This is a genomic window from Streptococcus sp. 1643 (assembly GCF_006228325.1).
In the GTDB taxonomy this organism is placed as follows: domain Bacteria; phylum Bacillota; class Bacilli; order Lactobacillales; family Streptococcaceae; genus Streptococcus.
Genome location: NZ_CP040231.1, coordinates 280,257 through 298,034, shown reverse-complemented (window position 1 = coordinate 298,034; position 17,778 = coordinate 280,257). Strand labels below are relative to the sequence as shown.

Genomic DNA, 17,778 nt, shown 5'->3' with positions numbered 1-17,778 from the left:
ATTAGATTCGTGTAGCGACCATGAGAGCTTCCCCAGCTTGGATAGTTGTTGGATAAGTTCCAGTAATAGTCGCTGTATAAGCATCTTGATTGGTAATGATAACAGGAGTTTCTGTTACGAGACCTGCAGCCTTAATAGCATCTATATCAAAACGAATCAATTTCTGGCCAACTGTGACGTGGTCTCCTTGGGCTACAAGACTTTCAAAACCTTTGCCATCAAGACCTACTGTATCCATACCGATGTGGATGAGCAATTCTACCCCCTCATCAGAGACAATACCGATGGCATGCTTGGTAGGGAAAAGAACTGTCACTGTCCCATTGACTGGAGAAGTCAACTCACCTTGGCTTGGTTCAATGACTAGGCCTTGTCCCACGACACCTGATGCAAAAACAGGATCCGTCGCTTGACTCAATTCTTTCACTTGACCAGTCAGTGGGCTGAAAATTTCTACTGGAGCGAGGGTTACTGGTTCATGACTGACAAATTCTGCCTCTTCTTGGGCAACGAATTCTGCCTGTAAGGCTGTATCATCCTCTGTCTTTGTAAAGAGACCGACTTTGCGGAAGAAGAAAGTCAAGAGTATTGGTACAACAATAGCAACTAGCATGGTTCCTGCAAACGGCAGCATGTATTGAGGTTGAATAGAGAGGATACCTGGCAAACCACCGATACCAATAGAAGCCGCCGTTACATTGAAAGTAACGGATAACATCCCTGCAAGGGCTGAACCAATCATCCCAGCTACAAATGGATAGATGTATTTGACATTGACCCCAAAGAGGGCTGGTTCTGTAACACCGAGATAGGCTGAAATGGTTGCAGGAAGTGAAATCTGAGCCTCACGCTCATCATGACGATGCATGAAATAATAGGCAAATACAGCAGAACCTTGAGCAATATTAGAAAGAGCAATCATTGGCCAGAGGGCAGTTCCGCCAGCATCCGCAATCAATTGTGTGTCGATGGCATTGGTCATATGGTGCAAACCAGTGATGACAAATGGAGCGTAGAGGGCACCAAAAATCGCACCGAAGAGCCACTTAACAGGTCCAGTCAAGCCTGCCAAGACAACTGCTGAAAGTCCTTGCCCAATCGTCCAACCGATTGGCCCCAAGACAGTATGAGCCAAAATCAAGGCTGGAATCAATGACAAGAAAGGCACAAAGATCATGGAAATGACTTCTGGAATATGCTTACGCCAGAAAATTTCAAGATAAGACAGACTCAAACCTGCAAGCAAGGCTGGAATAACTTGAGCCTGATAACCAATACGATTAACAGTAAAGTAGCCAAAATTCCAGACCCAGTTGGCTGCGATTTCTTCTGTTGAAGTAGAAGCAACTGCATAGGCATTCAGCAACTGTGGTGAAACCAAACAGATCCCGAGAACAATTCCCAAAATTTGGCTGGTTCCCATCTTACGAGAGACAGACCAGGTAATTCCTACTGGCAAGAACTGGAAGATCGCTTCACCAGGCAACCAGAGGAAGTGATTAACCCCTGCCCAAAATGGGGACACGTCGGTAATCGTGTTGTAGATAGGCTGACCGTCTTGGGTTACCTGAGCTACTCCATCAACGATTTTTTGCCCTAACCATTCCCAATGCACACCTTCCAAGACATTGCGGAAACCGAGGATTAGTCCACCAACAATCAGAGCTGGAATAATCGGTGTAAAGATTTCTGCTAGAGTGGTCATGATACGTTGAAGCACGTTTTGATTACTCTTAGCTGCAGATTTGGCTGCTTCTTTGGAAACACCCTCAATGCCTGAAACAGCTGTAAAATCATTATAAAAAATCGGCACGTCATTCCCGATAATCACCTGAAATTGACCCGCGTTGGTAAAGGTCCCTTTGACGACTGGAATTGACTCGATGACCTTGACATTGGCTTTCTTTTCGTCTCCGAGAACAAAGCGCATCCGTGTCGCACAGTGGGTAACAGCAGTGACATTCTCCTTGCCTCCGATTGCTTGAAGCAGATCTTTGGCTTCTTGTTCAAATTTTCCCATTTGATTCTCCTTATACTTGTCAAAGCAAGCTTGACTTGATAGTTCTATTGTAAACGATGCCAAACTTGTAGGCAACTTGTTTGCTATAAAAAGAGGATATTTTTGTATATTTTCTAGCACTTGTATGGTAAAATAAATACAAGTATGTATGAAATAAGACTCAAAACTCATTTAAGGAAGCAATATGAAGAAATACCAACAATTATTTAAGCAAATCCAAAAAACCATTCAAAACGAGACTTACGCTATCGGAGATTTCCTCCCCAGCGAACACGAACTCATGAATCAGTATCAGGTGAGCCGTGACACCGTCCGAAAAGCTCTGTCCCTCCTCCAAGAAGAAGGATTAATCAAAAAGATAAGGGGGCAAGGTTCTCAAGTCGTCAAAGAAGAAACCGTCAATTTCCCTGTCTCCAACCTAACCAGCTACCAAGAACTGGTACAGGAACTTGGACTTCGCTCTAAGACCAATGTGGTCAGTCTAGATAAAATCATTATCGATAAAAAATCCTCACTAATAACCGGCTTTCCAGAGTTTCGGATGGTGTGGAAGGTGGTCCGCCAGCGTGTAGTGGATGACCTGGTATCGGTTCTGGATACGGACTATCTAGATATGGAACTGATCCCAAATCTCACTCGCCAAATCGCTGAGCAGTCTATCTACTCGTATATAGAGGACGACCTCAAACTTAACATCGATTATGCTCAGAAAGAAATCACCATTGACCACACCAGTGACCGAGACAAGATTCTCATGGATATTGCCAAAGACCCTTATGTCGTTTCGATCAAGTCAAAAGTCTATCTCCAAGACGGGCGCCAGTTCCAATTCACCGAAAGTCGCCATAAATTAGAAAAATTTCACTTTGTTGACTTTGCCAAAAGACATCCGAAATAAACACCTACAGTTGGGGATACTCTCAACTGTTTTTTAGTAGTAAACGATCTAGTTGATAGTTGGAAAAGAGGGTCTGCTTGCTACTTATTCAACTATTTTAAGAAAAAACAACAGCAAATATGTATATTGCTAAAAAGTTCTTGACAAATGCTAAACGACCATTAGAATGGGAGGTGAGGAGATAAATAGAAACAAATTAAACGAAACTGCTCTATAAAATGTAAGCGGTTCTCAAAAAGAAAGATATAAAGCAAATCAGCCCGTGACAAAGCAAGAAAACTATCAACTCAACTACAATCAGCCAACAGCTCCCTCCTATGACGGATGGGAAAAGCAAGCTCTCCCTGTCGGAAATGGAGAGATGGGAGCCAAGGTTTTCGGACTCATTGGGGAAGAGAGAATCCAGTACAACGAAAAGACCCTCTGGTCAGGAGGACCACAACCCGATAGCACCGACTATAACGGAGGAAACTACAAGGAGCGCTACAAGGTCTTGGCGGAGATTCGTAAAGCCCTCGAAGCTGGAGACCGCCAAAAAGCAAAACAACTCGCCGAACAAAATCTAGTTGGACCAAACAATGCCCAGTACGGACGTTACCTAGCCTTTGGAGATATCTTCATGGTCTTTAATAACCAGAAGAAAGGACTAGATGCTGTAACTGATTATCATCGTGGGTTGGATATCACAGAAGCCACTACGACTACTTCCTACACCCAAGATGGGACGACCTTCAAACGTGAAACCTTCTCCAGCTATCCTGATGATGTCACTGTGACCCACTTGACCAAAAAAGGAAACAAGACACTTGACTTTACCCTTTGGAACAGTTTGACAGAAGACTTGCTTGCTAATGGCAACTACTCTTGGGAATATTCCAACTATAAGAATGGTCATGTCACTACAGATGCAAATGGAATCCTTCTAAAGGGAACTGTCAAAGATAACGGCCTCAAATTTGCATCCTATCTAGGAATTAAAACAGACGGAAAGGTGACTGTTCAGGACGAGACACTAACCGTTACAGGCGCAAGTTATGCGACCCTCTATCTCAGCGCCAAGACTAATTTTGCTCAAAATCCAAAAACCAATTATCGAAAAGACATTGACCTCGAAAAAACGGTTAAAGGGATTGTCGAAGCAGCGAAGGCCAAAGACTACGAGACACTGAAAAAGGCCCATATCAAGGACTATCAAAGGCTCTTTAACCGCGTTAAACTAAACCTAGGTGGAAGCAAGACTGCTCAAACGACAAAAGAGGCCCTTAAAGGCTATAACCCAGAAAAAGGGCAAAAATTGGAAGAACTCTTCTTCCAATACGGACGTTATTTACTCATCAGTTCTTCTCGTGATCGGACAGATGCCCTTCCTGCAAACCTACAAGGAGTCTGGAATGCTGTAGACAATCCACCTTGGAACGCTGACTACCACCTCAATGTCAATTTGCAAATGAACTATTGGCCCGCCTACATGAGCAACCTTGCTGAAACAGCCAAGCCCATGATCAATTACATTGACGACATGCGCTACTATGGTCGTATCGTCGCCAAGGAATACGCTGGCATCGAATCCAAAGACGGACAAGAAAATGGCTGGCTGGTCCATACTCAGGCAACACCATTTGGCTGGACTACTCCAGGCTGGAATTACTATTGGGGTTGGTCTCCAGCAGCAAACGCTTGGATGATGCAGAATGTCTATGACTATTATAAATTCACCAAGGATGAGACCTATCTCAAAGAAAAGATCTATCCAATGCTCAAGGAAACAGCTAAGTTCTGGAACTCCTTCTTGCACTATGACAAGGCCAGCGACCGTTGGGTGTCTTCTCCATCCTACTCACCAGAACACGGGACCATCACCATCGGAAATACCTTTGACCAATCGCTAGTCTGGCAGCTATTCCACGACTACATGGAAGTCGCCAACCATCTGAATGTCGACAAAGACTTAGTCACAGAGGTCAAGGCTAAATTTGACAAACTCAAACCCCTTCACATCAACAATGAAGGCCGTATCAAGGAATGGTACGAGGAGGACAGCCCCAAATTCACCAATGAAGGGATTGAAAATCACCACCGTCACGTTTCCCATCTAGTTGGTCTCTTCCCAGGTACGCTCTTTAGCAAGGACCAGGCTGAATACCTAGAGGCTGCGCGTGCAACCCTCAATCACCGTGGAGATGGTGGTACTGGTTGGTCTAAGGCCAATAAAATCAACCTCTGGGCTCGTCTCTTAGACGGCAATCGTGCCCATCGCTTGCTAGCGGAACAGCTCAAGTACTCAACCCTAGAAAACCTTTGGGATACCCACGCGCCTTTCCAAATCGACGGAAACTTTGGAGCAACTAGTGGGATGGCAGAAATGCTCCTCCAATCTCATACTGGCTATATTGCACCATTGCCAGCCCTTCCTGATGCCTGGAAAGACGGTCAGGTTTCTGGCTTGGTTGCTCGAGGAAACTTTGAAGTCAGCATGAAGTGGAAAGATAAAAACCTGCAAAGCTTGTCCTTCCTTTCAAATGTCGGTGGAGACCTAATTGTAGACTATCCAAATATCGAAACCAGCCAAATCAAGGTCAATGGCAAACCAGTCAAGGCAACGATCCTTAAAGATAATCGTATCCAGCTTGCAACACAAAAAGGTGACGTCATTACCTTTGAACACTTCCCTGGTCGTGTAACCAGTCTAACAGCCGTTCGACAAAATGGAGTCACTGCCGAACTCACCTTTAACCAAGTAGAAGGCGCTACCCACTATGTCATCCAAAAACAAGTGAAAGACGAAACTGGCCAAACCTCTGCGACCAGAGAATTTGTAACCAATCAAACCCACTTTATTGACCGGTCACTCAATCCTCAACATGCCTACACCTATACTGTCAAGGCTATGCTGGGCGAGCTTGCCACACAAGTTTCTGAACAGGCCACTGTCGAAACCTATAGCGAGTTGATGGACGACCGAGATAGCCGTATCCAGTACGGAGCTGCCTTTGGAAATTGGGCAGACGCAGAATTATTTGGAGGAACAGAGAAATTTGCTGACCTTTCAAAAGGAGATTACACAGACGAAGACCTCACTGCCACCATTCCTTTCACTGGTGTTGGTATCGAAATCTATGGACTGAAATCGTCTGAACTAGGTCTTGCCACTGCTAAAATTGATGGCAAAGAGGTCGGGGAGCTTGACTTCCATACTGCTGGAGCAACTGAAAAAGGTAGTCTCATTGGTCGCTTCGCAGGACTATCTGACGGACCTCACACATTGACTCTTAGTGTTAAACGTGAGCACAAAGGACGTGGTAGTGAGCGCTCGAAAATTTCATTAGACTACTTCAAGATCCTAGCAGGAACAGGCAATACGATTGAAAAAATAGATGATCGCGATTCGCGCATCCAGTATGGTGCCCAGTTTAAGGACTGGTCTGACCCTGAACTCTACGGAGGTACGGAAAAATACGCTGATATTAACAACAGCGACTCTAGTGCAGCTTCAGAAGCTCAGGCAACTATTTCCTTTACAGGGACGGGTATTCGTATCTTTGGCTTAAAGAGCCTCGCTCTTGGACGAGCACGTGTTACACTAGATGGCAAAGAAATGCCAAGTCTAGACTTCTACACTTCAGGTGCAACTGAAAAGAGAGCTTTTATTGGTGAATTTACAAACCTTACTGACGGTCCGCACACCCTGACACTACAAGTTGACCCAGATTCGCCAGAAGGTCGCAAGAAAATCTCTCTAGACTCCTTTGATATCATCAAAGCCCCTGCTGTTGGTATAGATAGCCCGAGCATTGCGCCTCTTAAGGAAAATGACAAAACCATTTCCTTAAGCCTACCAGCTGGAGATTGGGAAGCCATCGCAGTGACCTTCCCAGGTGTCAAAAATCCTCTAGTTTTGCGTAAGGTGGATGAAACACATCTAGTTACAAGTGGAGATCAGACTATCCTATCAATCCAAGACAATCAAGTTCAAATCCCAATCCCTGAAGAAACCGATCGCAAAGCTGGAAATGCCATTGAAGCTTATACCATTCAAGGAAATACCACAAGCAGCCCTATCGTAGCCGTCTTTACTAAAAAGGATGAGAAAAAGGTTGACGAGAGTCAGCCAACTACAAGAAAGGGGGACGAACCAGCTCCTACTGTTGAAATTCCGGAATACACCGATCCTATCGGAACGGCAGGGCAAGAGGAACCACCTACAGTGACAATTCCTGAATACACTAAACCTATCGGGACTGCAGGGCAAGAAGTGCCACCCACTGTAGAAATGCCTGAATACACCGAACCTATCGGAACGGCGGGGCAAGAAGAGTCTCCTACTGTAGAAAAGCCTGAATACACCGAACCGATCGGAACAGCAGGTCAAGAGGAAGCACCTACTGTTGAAAAACCTGAATACACCAAACCTATCGGAACTAGTGGGGATCAGGCTGCTCCAAGCCTTAGCCTTCCTGACTATCCAGTTCGAGTCTTAAAAGATAAGGAAACTGGAATAGAAATCATCGGTGGAGCCAGCGACTTAGAAGGAATTTCTCACGTTTCTAGCCGACGTGTCCTAGCTCAAGAACTCTTTGGCAAGACCTATGATGCTTACGACCTACAGCTTAAAAATCCAACCGATCATAGCTTGCAGCCAAAAGGCTCTGTCTTGGTTCGCTTGCCTATTTCAGCTAGCGTAGAAAACATCTACTACATCACTCCGACCAAGGAGTTGCAAGCCCTTGATTTCACCGTTCAAGACGGAAAGGCAGAATTCATCACTAGTCATTTCAGTACCTATGCTGTCGTCTATCAAGCTGCTGGAACAACCCCTAGTACAGATGAAAAACCAAGTACTTCAGATGCAGAAACCTTGGCACACGAGGCCGAACAACTTTCAGCTAGTCCGATCCCTGCGAAAACTGGAAATCATTCTCCTAAAGAAGAACTTCCAGCAACAGGAGAAGCGTCCAACCCACTCCTCTTCTTAGCAGGACTCAGCCTAGCCCTTACAGGCACTTTTATGTTAAAAGGAAGAAAGGATGACTCCAACTAACCTTTAAGCACACAAAAACAGGATGAAGATTCCCTTCATCCTGTTTTATTTTGTAATCAGAAATTATTTTACAGTAGGTATAAAAAGGCTAAGGTCAAGAGACTTGCTAGAAGCCCAACTCCCCAAAAGAAGAAGTCAACCTTCCACTCGCTCCAAGGATTACCCTTGCCTGAGAATCCTCCAAGCTCAAAATGGTGATGCACAGGTGTCATACGGAAAATACGCTTCCCACCACTAAGTTTAAAGTAGGTAACCTGCATCATAACAGAGCTTGTCTCAAAGACATAGATAATCCCAATCAGTAAAAGGGTCCATTCTTGGTGGAGGGCCATGGAGATTGCTGCCAACATCCCACCTAGAGCCAAACTTCCCACATCTCCCATGAAAACCTTGGCAGGCTTGTGGTTAAAGACGAAGAAACCTAGCAAACCACCAATCATGGCTAGAATCACAAGAAGAATATCCAGTTGATTTTGCATATAAGCAATCACACCATAAGCCGATAAACTAATCACCACTGAAATACTTGCTAAGCCGTCAATCCCGTCAGTCAGATTCACCGCATTTGAAAAGCCAACTAGCCAGAAAAGGGCAAAGAAAATATAGAAAATACCCAGATGTACTTGGTAGCCAAAGACTGAAAGCATATCGCCACCACGTTCATAAAAGAGGTAGAAAATCACTCCTCCAAGCAGCTGGAGAGCAAGTTTTTGCTTGGGATTTAAGCCTTCGTTGATTTTACGAAAGACCTTGAGGAAATCATCCAAAAAACCTACCAAACCATACAAAACCAAGATAAACAAAATCATGCCTACATTGTTGGTCAATTGTTGGGTAAAGAGAGCGACAAGGAAGCTCACAACAACTGCAACAATCAGGAAGACAAGACCTCCCATGGTTGGAGTCCCAGCTTTAGCTTGGTGTTGCTTGACATCCTCGTGCATCTGCTGTCCCGTAATCTGTGCTTTTCGATAAAATCGGATAAAGGCTGGAATACCTATCAAGGTCAATAGAAAGGCTAGAATTCCAGCACTAATGGAACTAATCATCTTAATCTCCTAAAGTTATTTTCATTTTTTTAATGTCTTTGAGGGCTGTATTGGCACGGACACTTTGTTTCTTGACCGTTTTGCCACTACCTTCCCACTCGACTTCTATATTCAGCCATTTAGCAAATGTTTGCACATTTTCATCTGTCCAGCCGTACATATCAGGCATTTCTTCGACCTTATCTGACAGGATCAAGATCTGCTGATTGGCTTCCAAATTATCTCCTTCAGAAACCGAGAGTTCCTTGATCTTGGTTCCTGTTCCGATAACAATTGGTTGGACCAGGTTTCGGCGCAATTCTTCTGCTAGGTCACCCGGAGTAAAGTCTTTGGTAGCCGGCATAGCATAGCTTGTCGTCTTGCTGACCTGATCCAAGTTCTTGGCAGTTGACTGAAGATTGAGGGATTCTTTCATAGCAGAAGCTCGCTCAAGGATTGGATTGGCAAACTCCCCAAGCTGAACGCCTGAATAATGCTCTGGCTGTTGCACCGTCACATAGAGGATAAAGTCAGGATTCTCTGCAGGATGCATCGACACAACAGAGAAGATATAGTTGGTTTCACCTGTCAGGTAGCCCCCATTCTTCTCATCGGCAATCTGAGCAGTCCCTGATTTCAGAGCGACATTCTGACCTGGAACATTGACATTTGGTTTTCCTGTACTGTGGTTGTACATGGTACCGTAGACAGGATCTGTTCCGACCATGACCATGTGCTCCCGAGTAGAGGACGCTGCTGTTTTTGACACAGGATTTCCGACAATTTCCTTTTGAGACTTACGAACAGACTGGTCATTTGGATCATAGAGGGCACTGATAAATTTTGGTTCCAACATAACCCCATCGTTGGCAATAGCTGTAAAAGCACGTAGCATCTGGGTCTGCGTTACAGAAATCCCCTGACCAAATGCACTCATGGCAATATTAACAATATTATCTGCAGGCAATTGACCTGAATACTCATCAGTCAGACCAAAACGCGTCGGCACCCCAAACTTAAAGCGATTGAGATAATCGAGCCAAGTCGCATCTCCCATTTTTTGTTCAAGTAGACTCATTCCAACATTACTGGAGTGAGCGAAACCTTGTGAGAAAGTCATCATCCCACCAGTAGTCAAACCATCATTAACATCCCAATCTCGAATCGTCGCATCCGCTATTTTTAATTCACTGCTATTGAAGTATTCTCCACCTGGGAAGGTATTGTTGTCAATAGAAGAAGCTAACGTCATGACCTTCATGGCTGATCCTGGTTCGTAGTTACTTTGATAGAGGATATCACGCCAGACAAAGTCTTTTGTGATGCCATCCTTGGTATCTGCATTGAAGGTCGGCCGTTGGGTTGTAGCCAGGATTTCCCCTGTTTTAGCGCTGACCAAGGTAGCCGTCATATACTTGCCTTTTACTTTTTCCTGGAAGGCATCCATCTGAGTTTCCATAAAGGATTGCAAGGGACTAGAAAGGGTTGTGTAGACATCTTTTCCATCTACTGTTTGTTGAGAAGCTTGATCTGTACCCGGAACAATATTTCCCAGACGATCTTTCTCATAGGTGATGATCCCATCTGTACCCGCCAGAATGTTATTTAAAGAACTCTCCAAACCAGATGTCCCAATCAACCGTTTGGTGCCATCCTCATTTTCATGGAGTTGCGCTAAACCGATAAAGGAAGAAGCAAACTGTCCATTGGGATAACTGCGGTTAGGGCTAGTTGTAAAGTCAACTCCCTCAACGCCAGCTGTTTTAAGGTCATTTTTAATGGCCATCATATTGGCATAGGTGATCCCATTTCCCTTGGTACCAAAAGACACCTGTTTTAGATCTGGCTGAGAAAGTTGTTCCTTGACATAAGACTCCTCCATATCGAGGTATTTATGGAAAATTTCAGCTACCTTATTAAATTGAGAATCTTCTACATAGAGAATTTTGCCTGTTGCTGACTTGTAGGTCTTGTCAATAACAGCATAGATATTATAAGAAGTTGCATCCTCAGCAATAGGCGTTCCATTACGATCGTAGATGGTCCCCCGCTTGGCTGGAATCGTCTTGGTTGTTTGGTGAACCTTTTTGGCCTCTTGAACCAAATCCTTACCAAATTTTTTACCCGTTCCGATAATGACCGCAAAGTTGACCAAAAAGACAGCGAAGAGTATGACAGCCAATAAACTCAGGCTTTTCCCTACTCTTCGGCGGTTTTCTTCTGGAGATTTACGGTTACGTACGGCATAACGGATGATTTTTTCTTTCCACTGTTTCATTTCTTACTCCGCTGCTCGGATATTTTCGTTATTCAGCTGCAAATCCTTGGAGTTTGCAATTTCTTTCAAACGTTCTGAACGAATCAATTCATTGACCTCTTGCTTGGCATCGTCTAGCTCTGTTTTCTTTTCTTCGATTTGAGCATTGACCTTGGTCAATTCATTCTGAACTTGTAATAGCTTGGTCTGCATAAACACAACGCTAATTGCCAGGATAATCATTGTTGCAGCAATCGAAACATAGAAGGCCTTTTCCACACGTGAAAAACCTTTAAACTTCGTTTGCAATAACTGGCTTGTTTTTTCGATTCTTTCTGCCATGTTTTTCCTCTTACTTGTGAATTTTTCTAGCCACGCGCAACTTGGCTGAATGCGAACGATTGTTGGCTTCTAGCTCTTCGGCACTTGGCAAGATTGGCTTGCGGGATACCAATTCCATCTTAGGCTTAAGGTCATCTGGAATGAAGGGCAAGCCTTTGGGAACTTCCACTGTTGAAGCTTCCTTGAATAATTGCTTGGTCAAGCGGTCTTCCAGCGAATGGAAGGTAATGACCGAGATTCTACCATCCAGAGCCAGCATGTCCATGGCCTGCTGGATAGATTCATCTGCAGCGCCCAGCTCATCATTGACTTCGATTCGGATAGCCTGAAAAATCTGCTTGGCAGGGTGCCCCTTTTTCTTGAGCTCCTTGGCAGGCTTGGCCGACTTGATAATCTCTGCCAACTCCGTCGTTGTCTCAATGGGTTTCACCTCACGCGCTTGCTCAATCTTACGAGCTATCTGTTTAGAGAATTTATCCTCACCATACTTGAAAAAGATCCGAACCAAGTCATGATAGTCATAATGATTGACCACCTCATAGGCCGTCAGACGAGCTTCCTGATTCATCCGCATATCCAGTGGCGCATCCTTTTTATAAGAAAAGCCACGTTCACGCTGATCTAGCTGAGGACTGGACACTCCCAAGTCATAACAAATTCCATCAATTTCCTGGACACCAGCCTCCTGCAATCGTGCCTGCAAATGACGGAAGTTGTCCTTGATAAAGGTTACCATCCCCTTTTCGATATAGGGTGCCAACCGTTTTTGCGCATTATCAATGGCATTCTGGTCCTGGTCAAAAGCATAGAGATGCCCTTTTTCGCTCAATTTACTTAATAAATATTCGCTATGGCCTGCTCCACCCAAAGTCGCATCAACGTAGATACCGTCAGGTTTTACGTCAAGCATATCAATCGTTTCATGAAGCAAGACCGTTACATGATGAAATTCTTTTGTCATATCTTATCTATTTTACCACAAATCTGACCAGCTTGCACTTGTCAGACAAGGCTAAGTTTCTTCGAAAAAAATTCTCAAAAATATGTCATATATACTTGACATCCCATCCCCAAAAGAATATAATATAGTCAAATATATACGACATATCAGAAAGGAGACCCTATGAATCGTGTCAAAGAATTCCGCAAGGAACTGGGCATTTCCCAGCTCGAGCTCGCCAAAGATATCGGTGTCTCGAGACAGACCATCAACATGATTGAAAACGACAAGTACAATCCAACCCTGGAACTCTGTCTCAATCTTGCCCGCAGCCTCCAAACTGACCTCAACAGTCTCTTTTGGGAAGACGATTTTTAAAAAAGGAGCAAACAAATGAAAAAAGAAACTCTCACTGACAAACTCATCAAACGCACATATGGCATTTCTGGCCCCCTTGACGAACACAAACGGCGCGAGGCCGATCGTATCGGGAATCAGGTCTTTATCGTTCTCTTTTATCTCATGATATTTGGCAACCTCATTCCCTTTGTCCTTGCTTATAAATACCCACAAATTGTCGCTATCGGCTATCCTCTCGTGGTGTTTGGCATTTCGATGATGGCTGCCCTCTATGTGGTCTCTCAAACCAAGAAAACGGGCATCACAGCTATTGATCCCGAAATGTTAAGTAAGAAAGAAAGTAAACAACTGCATTTTCCTGGTCTAAAAGCGGGCCTAATCTATGGAATAGCGATATTTTTTATAATGCCACTCATCGATACCCTAACCAGTGAAAATCCAAATTTCATCAGTTCTCTTCTGAATTCAAAACATATTTTAAAAACGATACTGGGAGCGTTCTTTTTTGGACTGATGATGCAAATTATCGTCTCTCTTCGCATTCAAAAAGCAAAGAAAGACCAAGAAGACGACTAGGAGGTGCCTTATGAAATCACTAGCTAGACTACTGATCAGTCATGTTTTTATCAGTATCTTTGTTACCTTTTTCCTACTTTCTGGACATATTGAGCATCCTTTCTTGATTATCTTTCTTTTATTCCTTCCTGTATTGAACAAGGGACAGAGATTCCAGAAAATCCAATCAAAAAAAATACGTCTTCTAAACGCATCTCTCTGTTTTATCCTCGTATCCTTTCCACAACTTTTAACAAATCCTAGGGATTGGAGATACCTGGTATTTCTAATAATCTGTATCATTTTTAGTTTGGTTTACTTCTATACTCTCTATCAACTCTTTAAAGAAGTCAATCAAAAATCGCTCATTTAGGAGATTACTCCCATGAAAAAAGAAGATCTCACCACTCGCTTACTCAAACTATTCTTTCACATACAAGGGCCTTTTGATGAATGCCGTCAAGAGATGATTTACAAGGCTTGTGCCCGTGCCTTGATCCAAATCGTTTACTCCTCCCTCCTACTCTTCTTGTTCTATCTCCTATTTGGACGCTTCATAGAGTTGGTTCGAGATGCCATGCCCTACCTCTATTTTGGACTTATCTTCGTCCTCGCATCTAGGGCGAGACTAGCAGTTCGCAACTTACATTTAGACAAGGATGACCCGTCCGAAATCCATCACAAAAGCTACAGCAAAAGCCAAATCAAAGTTCGTAGTTGGGGTGTATTCATCAGTATTCAGCTTGGTCTCTTCCTCTTACTAATCTTTCATAAACTCTTTGTTCAGCATCTTCCTCTCGACACCTTTTGGGACAATCTCTCCCAGTTCGATAAAATGCTCCCTTTACTAGTCTTGGGTTTAGGAATTGGAGCCATCTTTGGAACCATGACCTATGCCTTTTTATCGGAACACGAGGTGAAACACTCTGAATCAGGAATGCATAAGGAGAATATAGAAAAATGACCAGTGTATATGATTTTTCTGTTTTGAACCAAAATAACCAAGCAACTCCCCTGGAGAGCTATCGTGGCAAAGTTCTCTTGATTGTCAACACTGCTACTGGATGTGGTTTAACGCCCCAGTACCAGGGGCTTCAAGAACTCTATGAACGCTATCAAGATAAGGACTTTGAAATCCTAGATTTCCCTTGCAATCAGTTCATGGGACAAGCACCTGGCAGCGCAGAGGAAATCAATAGTTTCTGTAGCCTACACTATCAGACAACTTTCCCTCGCTTTGCCAAGATTAAGGTCAACGGCAAGGAGGCTGATCCTCTTTATGTTTGGCTAAAAGACCAGAAGTCTGGCCCGCTAGGAAAACGAATCGAATGGAATTTTGCTAAGTTTCTCATTGGCCGAGATGGGCAAGTCCTTGAGCGCTTCTCTTCCAAAACAGACCCCCAAACCATCCAAGAGTCTCTCCAAAAAATACTCTAATTTCTTTTTAAAACGTATCCTTTCAAGCAAAATAGAGATGTTGGTCAGTATTCTCGACTCCAGCGTATGCATAGGTTCGATTTCTGGGACACTCTTTTTCCGTCACTACCCTAAAATAAAAGCGATGCTCCCGCCCATCCTTGGCATTTTCCTTGTTTAAAACAAAGTAGTTCTTCTGATTCATCGCCATGGTGCGTAGGATATCATCGATCAAGAAAGTCAGTGGCACATTCATGGCAGAGTATTTTTGAAAATCTTCTTCAAAACGAATATAGGCTTCTGAAAAATAATCCATCTGCAGTTTGTTTTCATACAAGTCTTTTCTAGTCATACACTCCCTCCTCCCACAGTCGAATTTCGAGAACATCTGCTACCTCTATCAGCCTGTAGCCCTCACTTGTCCTAATAGATAGAGTTTGAGGTGATAATTCGCTTACCTCGCCGACGATAGTGGTTTTCTGCTTCTTTTTCTTGACCATAAAGCATCCCTTCAGTTGCCCGATATACAGCTGCGAAAGCAAGAGTAACTTCTCAACGGAATTCAAACTCGTCGAGAAAGCTACCCGATTTTTTTCTTCACCGAGTGAGCTAGTATGCTCTGATAGGAAAAAGCCCATCCACTTCTGCATCCCTGGATCTTGATAGTCACGTGCAGATTGAAAGGGTAAATAAGAACGATCAATCATTTTAGTCCATCTAATCCTCCAGCAGAATGCCCCCCAATCAGCTTGCTTCTGGCAAGACTCCTAGAGGCTTCTTCCAGTGCATTGGCCTTTAAGAGGGAGGTAAAACCAAATTGTTCCCGAATGGCATCAATAGCCGTCTGGAGCCTTTCTTCTTTTTCTAACTTGTCAACATCATCAAAGAGGGAGATTAAGCCAAAGGACTCGTCCACAAATCCTGAATAGTTGACTCCGACACTTCTGACCGCTCCAGAAGTGTATTTATTATGAAATAGCTTCAAAACGTGGTCTGTTAAAACAGCAGTATTATTAGTCGGTTCGACCTTCATTTGTGTGTGAATAGACGACCTGACCTCCTGCTTAGAGAAACCAACATAGATAGAGACAAGGGTTGTTTTCTTGCCAGCCCTTCTCAGTCTAATAGCCACCTGCTCCGCCATTTCTCGGAGAATAATTTCGATATCCCGTAGCTTTACGTAGTCTCTCGGCAAGATTTGAGAATTCCCAAACCCTTTGGACTTGGCTTTATAGGGCCTGTGAACATTGCTCTCATCAATCCCGTTAGCATGAAACCACAAACGCAGGCCAGCCTGACCGAGAGCTTTCTGTAGCTGGTCTGGATTACTGGTGGCCAATTCTCTGATGGAAAAAATCTCCAGAGCATGCAAGCGTTTCTCCATCCGCCTGCCAATCCCCCAAAAGTCCGTCATCTTGGGAATGGCCCAAACCTTCTCTTCCACATCCTGGTAAGACCAGTTGGCCCTCATGGTCGGAGTGTGCTTGGCCTCATTATCCAGAGCCAACTTGGCCAGTAAGGGATTGGCATTGGACATACCCACCGTAGAGTAGATCCCTGTCTGCCTCCAAATATCCCTCTGTATACGAGCAGAAAGCATATCCAGCTTGTCTCTGCGAGAGAGACTCTTGTCTGGGATAAAATAGTTGAGCGAACTAGTCAGATCGATAAAACCTTCATCAATAGAGTAGGGATAAATATCATCTGGACTGCCATAGTTTTGAAAGATTCGCTGGATTTCCATATTGACTGCGATGTACTCATCCATCCTAGGAGGCACAACCAAAGTCACTTGAGCCCAATCTTCGATGTAGCGAACATAGTCTGAGTCAGTAGGCAAGCCTTGCTTTCGAGCATTGTAATAAGAAAATTTGCGCGTTTTGATATCAAAAGGCAGATCATAGGCACGCCCAACATTTGACTTGCCAAAAATCTTCTTAAACATGGGAGAGGAAGCTAGGATAAGGCCGGTAGAATTATCCGCGCGACTCATGACACAAAGCGAGGTCTTCAGAGGATGCAAGCCCCTTTTCACACACTCGACACTGGCATAAAAGGATTTCATATCGACAAAGGCAATGTCACTTTTGGGCTCTCTGGAATAATCAAAGTAGCCCATAGGCTAGCCCTCCATCGGCACAAAGTTCCCAACGATAATCCCCACAATCCGAGGATCTTCCTCATAGGAAATGAAAATATCCTTATATTTGGGATTGATAGAGACCAGACGCAGGCCATCTTCCTCCCGATAGACCCGCTTAATATAGGTCTGGTTGTTACAGACCACTGCATAAACTGCCCCATCATAGTCAAATCCTGTCTCCCGAATCAGAGCCACTGAACCATTTTGATATTTTGGTTCCATAGAGTCCCCAGCTACCCAGGACGCAAAATCATGGGCCAACTCCTCGTTAAAGTAGACCGTATCAAAATTCTGATCATCGTAGACCGAAGCCCCGATCCCTGCTGACATACGTTCATAGACACGGTACTCGTAGAGGCGCTCTGGCATGGTCGCCACCTTCTGAGTTTGTTCTTCTTGAGCCAGATTGCGAGCATAGAGCACAACCTTGTCCTTCTCTTGCTTGGAGAGGCTATTGTAGAGACGAACAATCTCAATCTGAGTAAAATACCCTTTTTCTACTTTTAAAATGTTCTCTAGCTGGGCAACCTTCTCCTTGGATGGTTCCTTAATTCCACGTTCCCAAGCCGAGTAAGCCTGAAAACTAATCCCTAATTCCTCTGCAATTTCCTTCTGTGTCAATTTTAACTCTTTTCTCCGAGCCTTGAGTTTTTCTGGTTGGTACATGATTCACCCCCTAGTGTGATGTTTTATTGAGAATATCTCTCTTAGAAAAACAAATCGACGGTTGAGCTTACACCTCTAAAACTCAACCAATTCGGTTTAGTTTTATTATATAAAA

Annotated in this window: 15 protein-coding genes and 1 pseudogene; 7 read left to right on the top strand and 9 right to left on the bottom strand. The window is 44.0% G+C overall.

Going from position 1 to position 17,778, the window contains the following annotated elements; translation table 11 throughout:
• Position 1: 1 nt before the first annotated feature.
• The gene (gene treP, locus FD735_RS01660) at positions 2 to 2,020 is read right to left on the bottom strand and encodes a PTS system trehalose-specific EIIBC component (protein WP_176553045.1); all 2,019 of its coding nucleotides are present in this window, start codon (positions 2,018 to 2,020) and stop codon (positions 2 to 4) included.
• 184 nt (positions 2,021 to 2,204) lie between these two features.
• Between treP and treR the strand changes: the two genes are divergently transcribed.
• Together treR and FD735_RS09995 are read left to right on the top strand one after the other, a co-directional pair.
• Positions 2,205 to 2,918 (top strand): trehalose operon repressor, encoded by a 714-nt coding sequence (gene treR, locus FD735_RS01655; protein ID WP_139658337.1) that lies wholly within the window; start codon positions 2,205 to 2,207, stop codon positions 2,916 to 2,918.
• Between the two features lie 247 nt (positions 2,919 to 3,165).
• A pseudogene (locus tag FD735_RS09995) lies at positions 3,166 to 7,956 on the top strand (SIALI-17 repeat-containing surface protein); the annotation flags it as partial.
• 68 nt (positions 7,957 to 8,024) lie between these two features.
• Here FD735_RS09995 and mraY read toward each other — a convergent pair.
• From mraY to rsmH, 4 genes are read right to left on the bottom strand one after another with little or no spacing between them, the layout of a single operon-like run.
• On the bottom strand, positions 8,025 to 9,005 hold the full coding sequence (gene mraY, locus FD735_RS01645) for a phospho-N-acetylmuramoyl-pentapeptide-transferase (protein WP_049505153.1): 981 nt from the start codon (positions 9,003 to 9,005) through the stop codon (positions 8,025 to 8,027).
• Between the two features lies 1 nt (position 9,006).
• The gene (gene pbp2X / locus FD735_RS01640; RefSeq protein WP_125441686.1) at positions 9,007 to 11,262 is read right to left on the bottom strand and encodes a penicillin-binding protein PBP2X; all 2,256 of its coding nucleotides are present in this window, start codon (positions 11,260 to 11,262) and stop codon (positions 9,007 to 9,009) included.
• Between the two features lie 3 nt (positions 11,263 to 11,265).
• Complete coding sequence (gene ftsL / locus FD735_RS01635) at positions 11,266 to 11,583, bottom strand: cell division protein FtsL (protein WP_000840795.1); 318 nt, start codon at positions 11,581 to 11,583, stop codon at positions 11,266 to 11,268.
• A 10-nt stretch (positions 11,584 to 11,593) separates the two neighbouring features.
• A complete protein-coding gene (gene rsmH, locus FD735_RS01630; protein WP_000159386.1) occupies positions 11,594 to 12,544 on the bottom strand; it encodes a 16S rRNA (cytosine(1402)-N(4))-methyltransferase RsmH in 951 nt (316 codons plus the stop codon).
• Between the two features lie 162 nt (positions 12,545 to 12,706).
• On the opposite strand from rsmH, the gene FD735_RS01625 reads away from it, so the two are divergent.
• Genes FD735_RS01625 through FD735_RS01605 form a run of 5 tightly spaced genes read left to right on the top strand, consistent with a single transcriptional unit; the run spans position 12,707 to position 14,875 of the window.
• A complete protein-coding gene (locus FD735_RS01625; RefSeq protein ID WP_001082470.1) occupies positions 12,707 to 12,901 on the top strand; it encodes a helix-turn-helix transcriptional regulator in 195 nt (64 codons plus the stop codon).
• Between the two features lie 15 nt (positions 12,902 to 12,916).
• Positions 12,917 to 13,459 carry a DUF3278 domain-containing protein gene (locus FD735_RS01620; protein WP_139658336.1) on the top strand — a complete coding sequence of 181 codons (543 nt, stop codon included), beginning with the start codon at positions 12,917 to 12,919 and terminating at the stop codon, positions 13,457 to 13,459.
• 10 nt (positions 13,460 to 13,469) lie between these two features.
• Positions 13,470 to 13,811 (top strand): hypothetical protein, encoded by a 342-nt coding sequence (locus tag FD735_RS01615; RefSeq protein WP_139658335.1) that lies wholly within the window; start codon positions 13,470 to 13,472, stop codon positions 13,809 to 13,811.
• A 12-nt stretch (positions 13,812 to 13,823) separates the two neighbouring features.
• Entirely contained in the window at positions 13,824 to 14,402 is a 579-nt protein-coding gene (locus FD735_RS01610; RefSeq protein WP_139658334.1) for a DUF3278 domain-containing protein, read from the top strand.
• Positions 14,399 to 14,875 (top strand): glutathione peroxidase, encoded by a 477-nt coding sequence (locus tag FD735_RS01605; RefSeq protein ID WP_070697442.1) that lies wholly within the window; start codon positions 14,399 to 14,401, stop codon positions 14,873 to 14,875. Before FD735_RS01610 ends, FD735_RS01605 begins: the two co-directional genes overlap by 4 nt.
• Positions 14,876 to 14,897: 22 nt before the next feature.
• Here FD735_RS01605 and FD735_RS01600 read toward each other — a convergent pair whose 3' ends face one another.
• From FD735_RS01600 to FD735_RS01585, 4 genes are read right to left on the bottom strand one after another with little or no spacing between them, the layout of a single operon-like run.
• Entirely contained in the window at positions 14,898 to 15,206 is a 309-nt protein-coding gene (locus tag FD735_RS01600) for a DUF5960 family protein (protein WP_139658333.1), read from the bottom strand.
• Positions 15,199 to 15,561 carry a hypothetical protein gene (locus tag FD735_RS01595; RefSeq protein WP_125422848.1) on the bottom strand — a complete coding sequence of 121 codons (363 nt, stop codon included), beginning with the start codon at positions 15,559 to 15,561 and terminating at the stop codon, positions 15,199 to 15,201. Before FD735_RS01595 ends, FD735_RS01600 begins: the two co-directional genes overlap by 8 nt.
• Positions 15,558 to 16,973 carry a Y-family DNA polymerase gene (locus tag FD735_RS01590; RefSeq protein ID WP_139658332.1) on the bottom strand — a complete coding sequence of 472 codons (1,416 nt, stop codon included), beginning with the start codon at positions 16,971 to 16,973 and terminating at the stop codon, positions 15,558 to 15,560. The genes FD735_RS01595 and FD735_RS01590 overlap by 4 nt, the downstream gene beginning before the upstream one ends.
• 3 nt (positions 16,974 to 16,976) lie before the next feature.
• Complete coding sequence (locus FD735_RS01585; protein ID WP_139658331.1) at positions 16,977 to 17,663, bottom strand: XRE family transcriptional regulator; 687 nt, start codon at positions 17,661 to 17,663, stop codon at positions 16,977 to 16,979.
• Positions 17,664 to 17,778 lie beyond the last annotated feature (115 nt).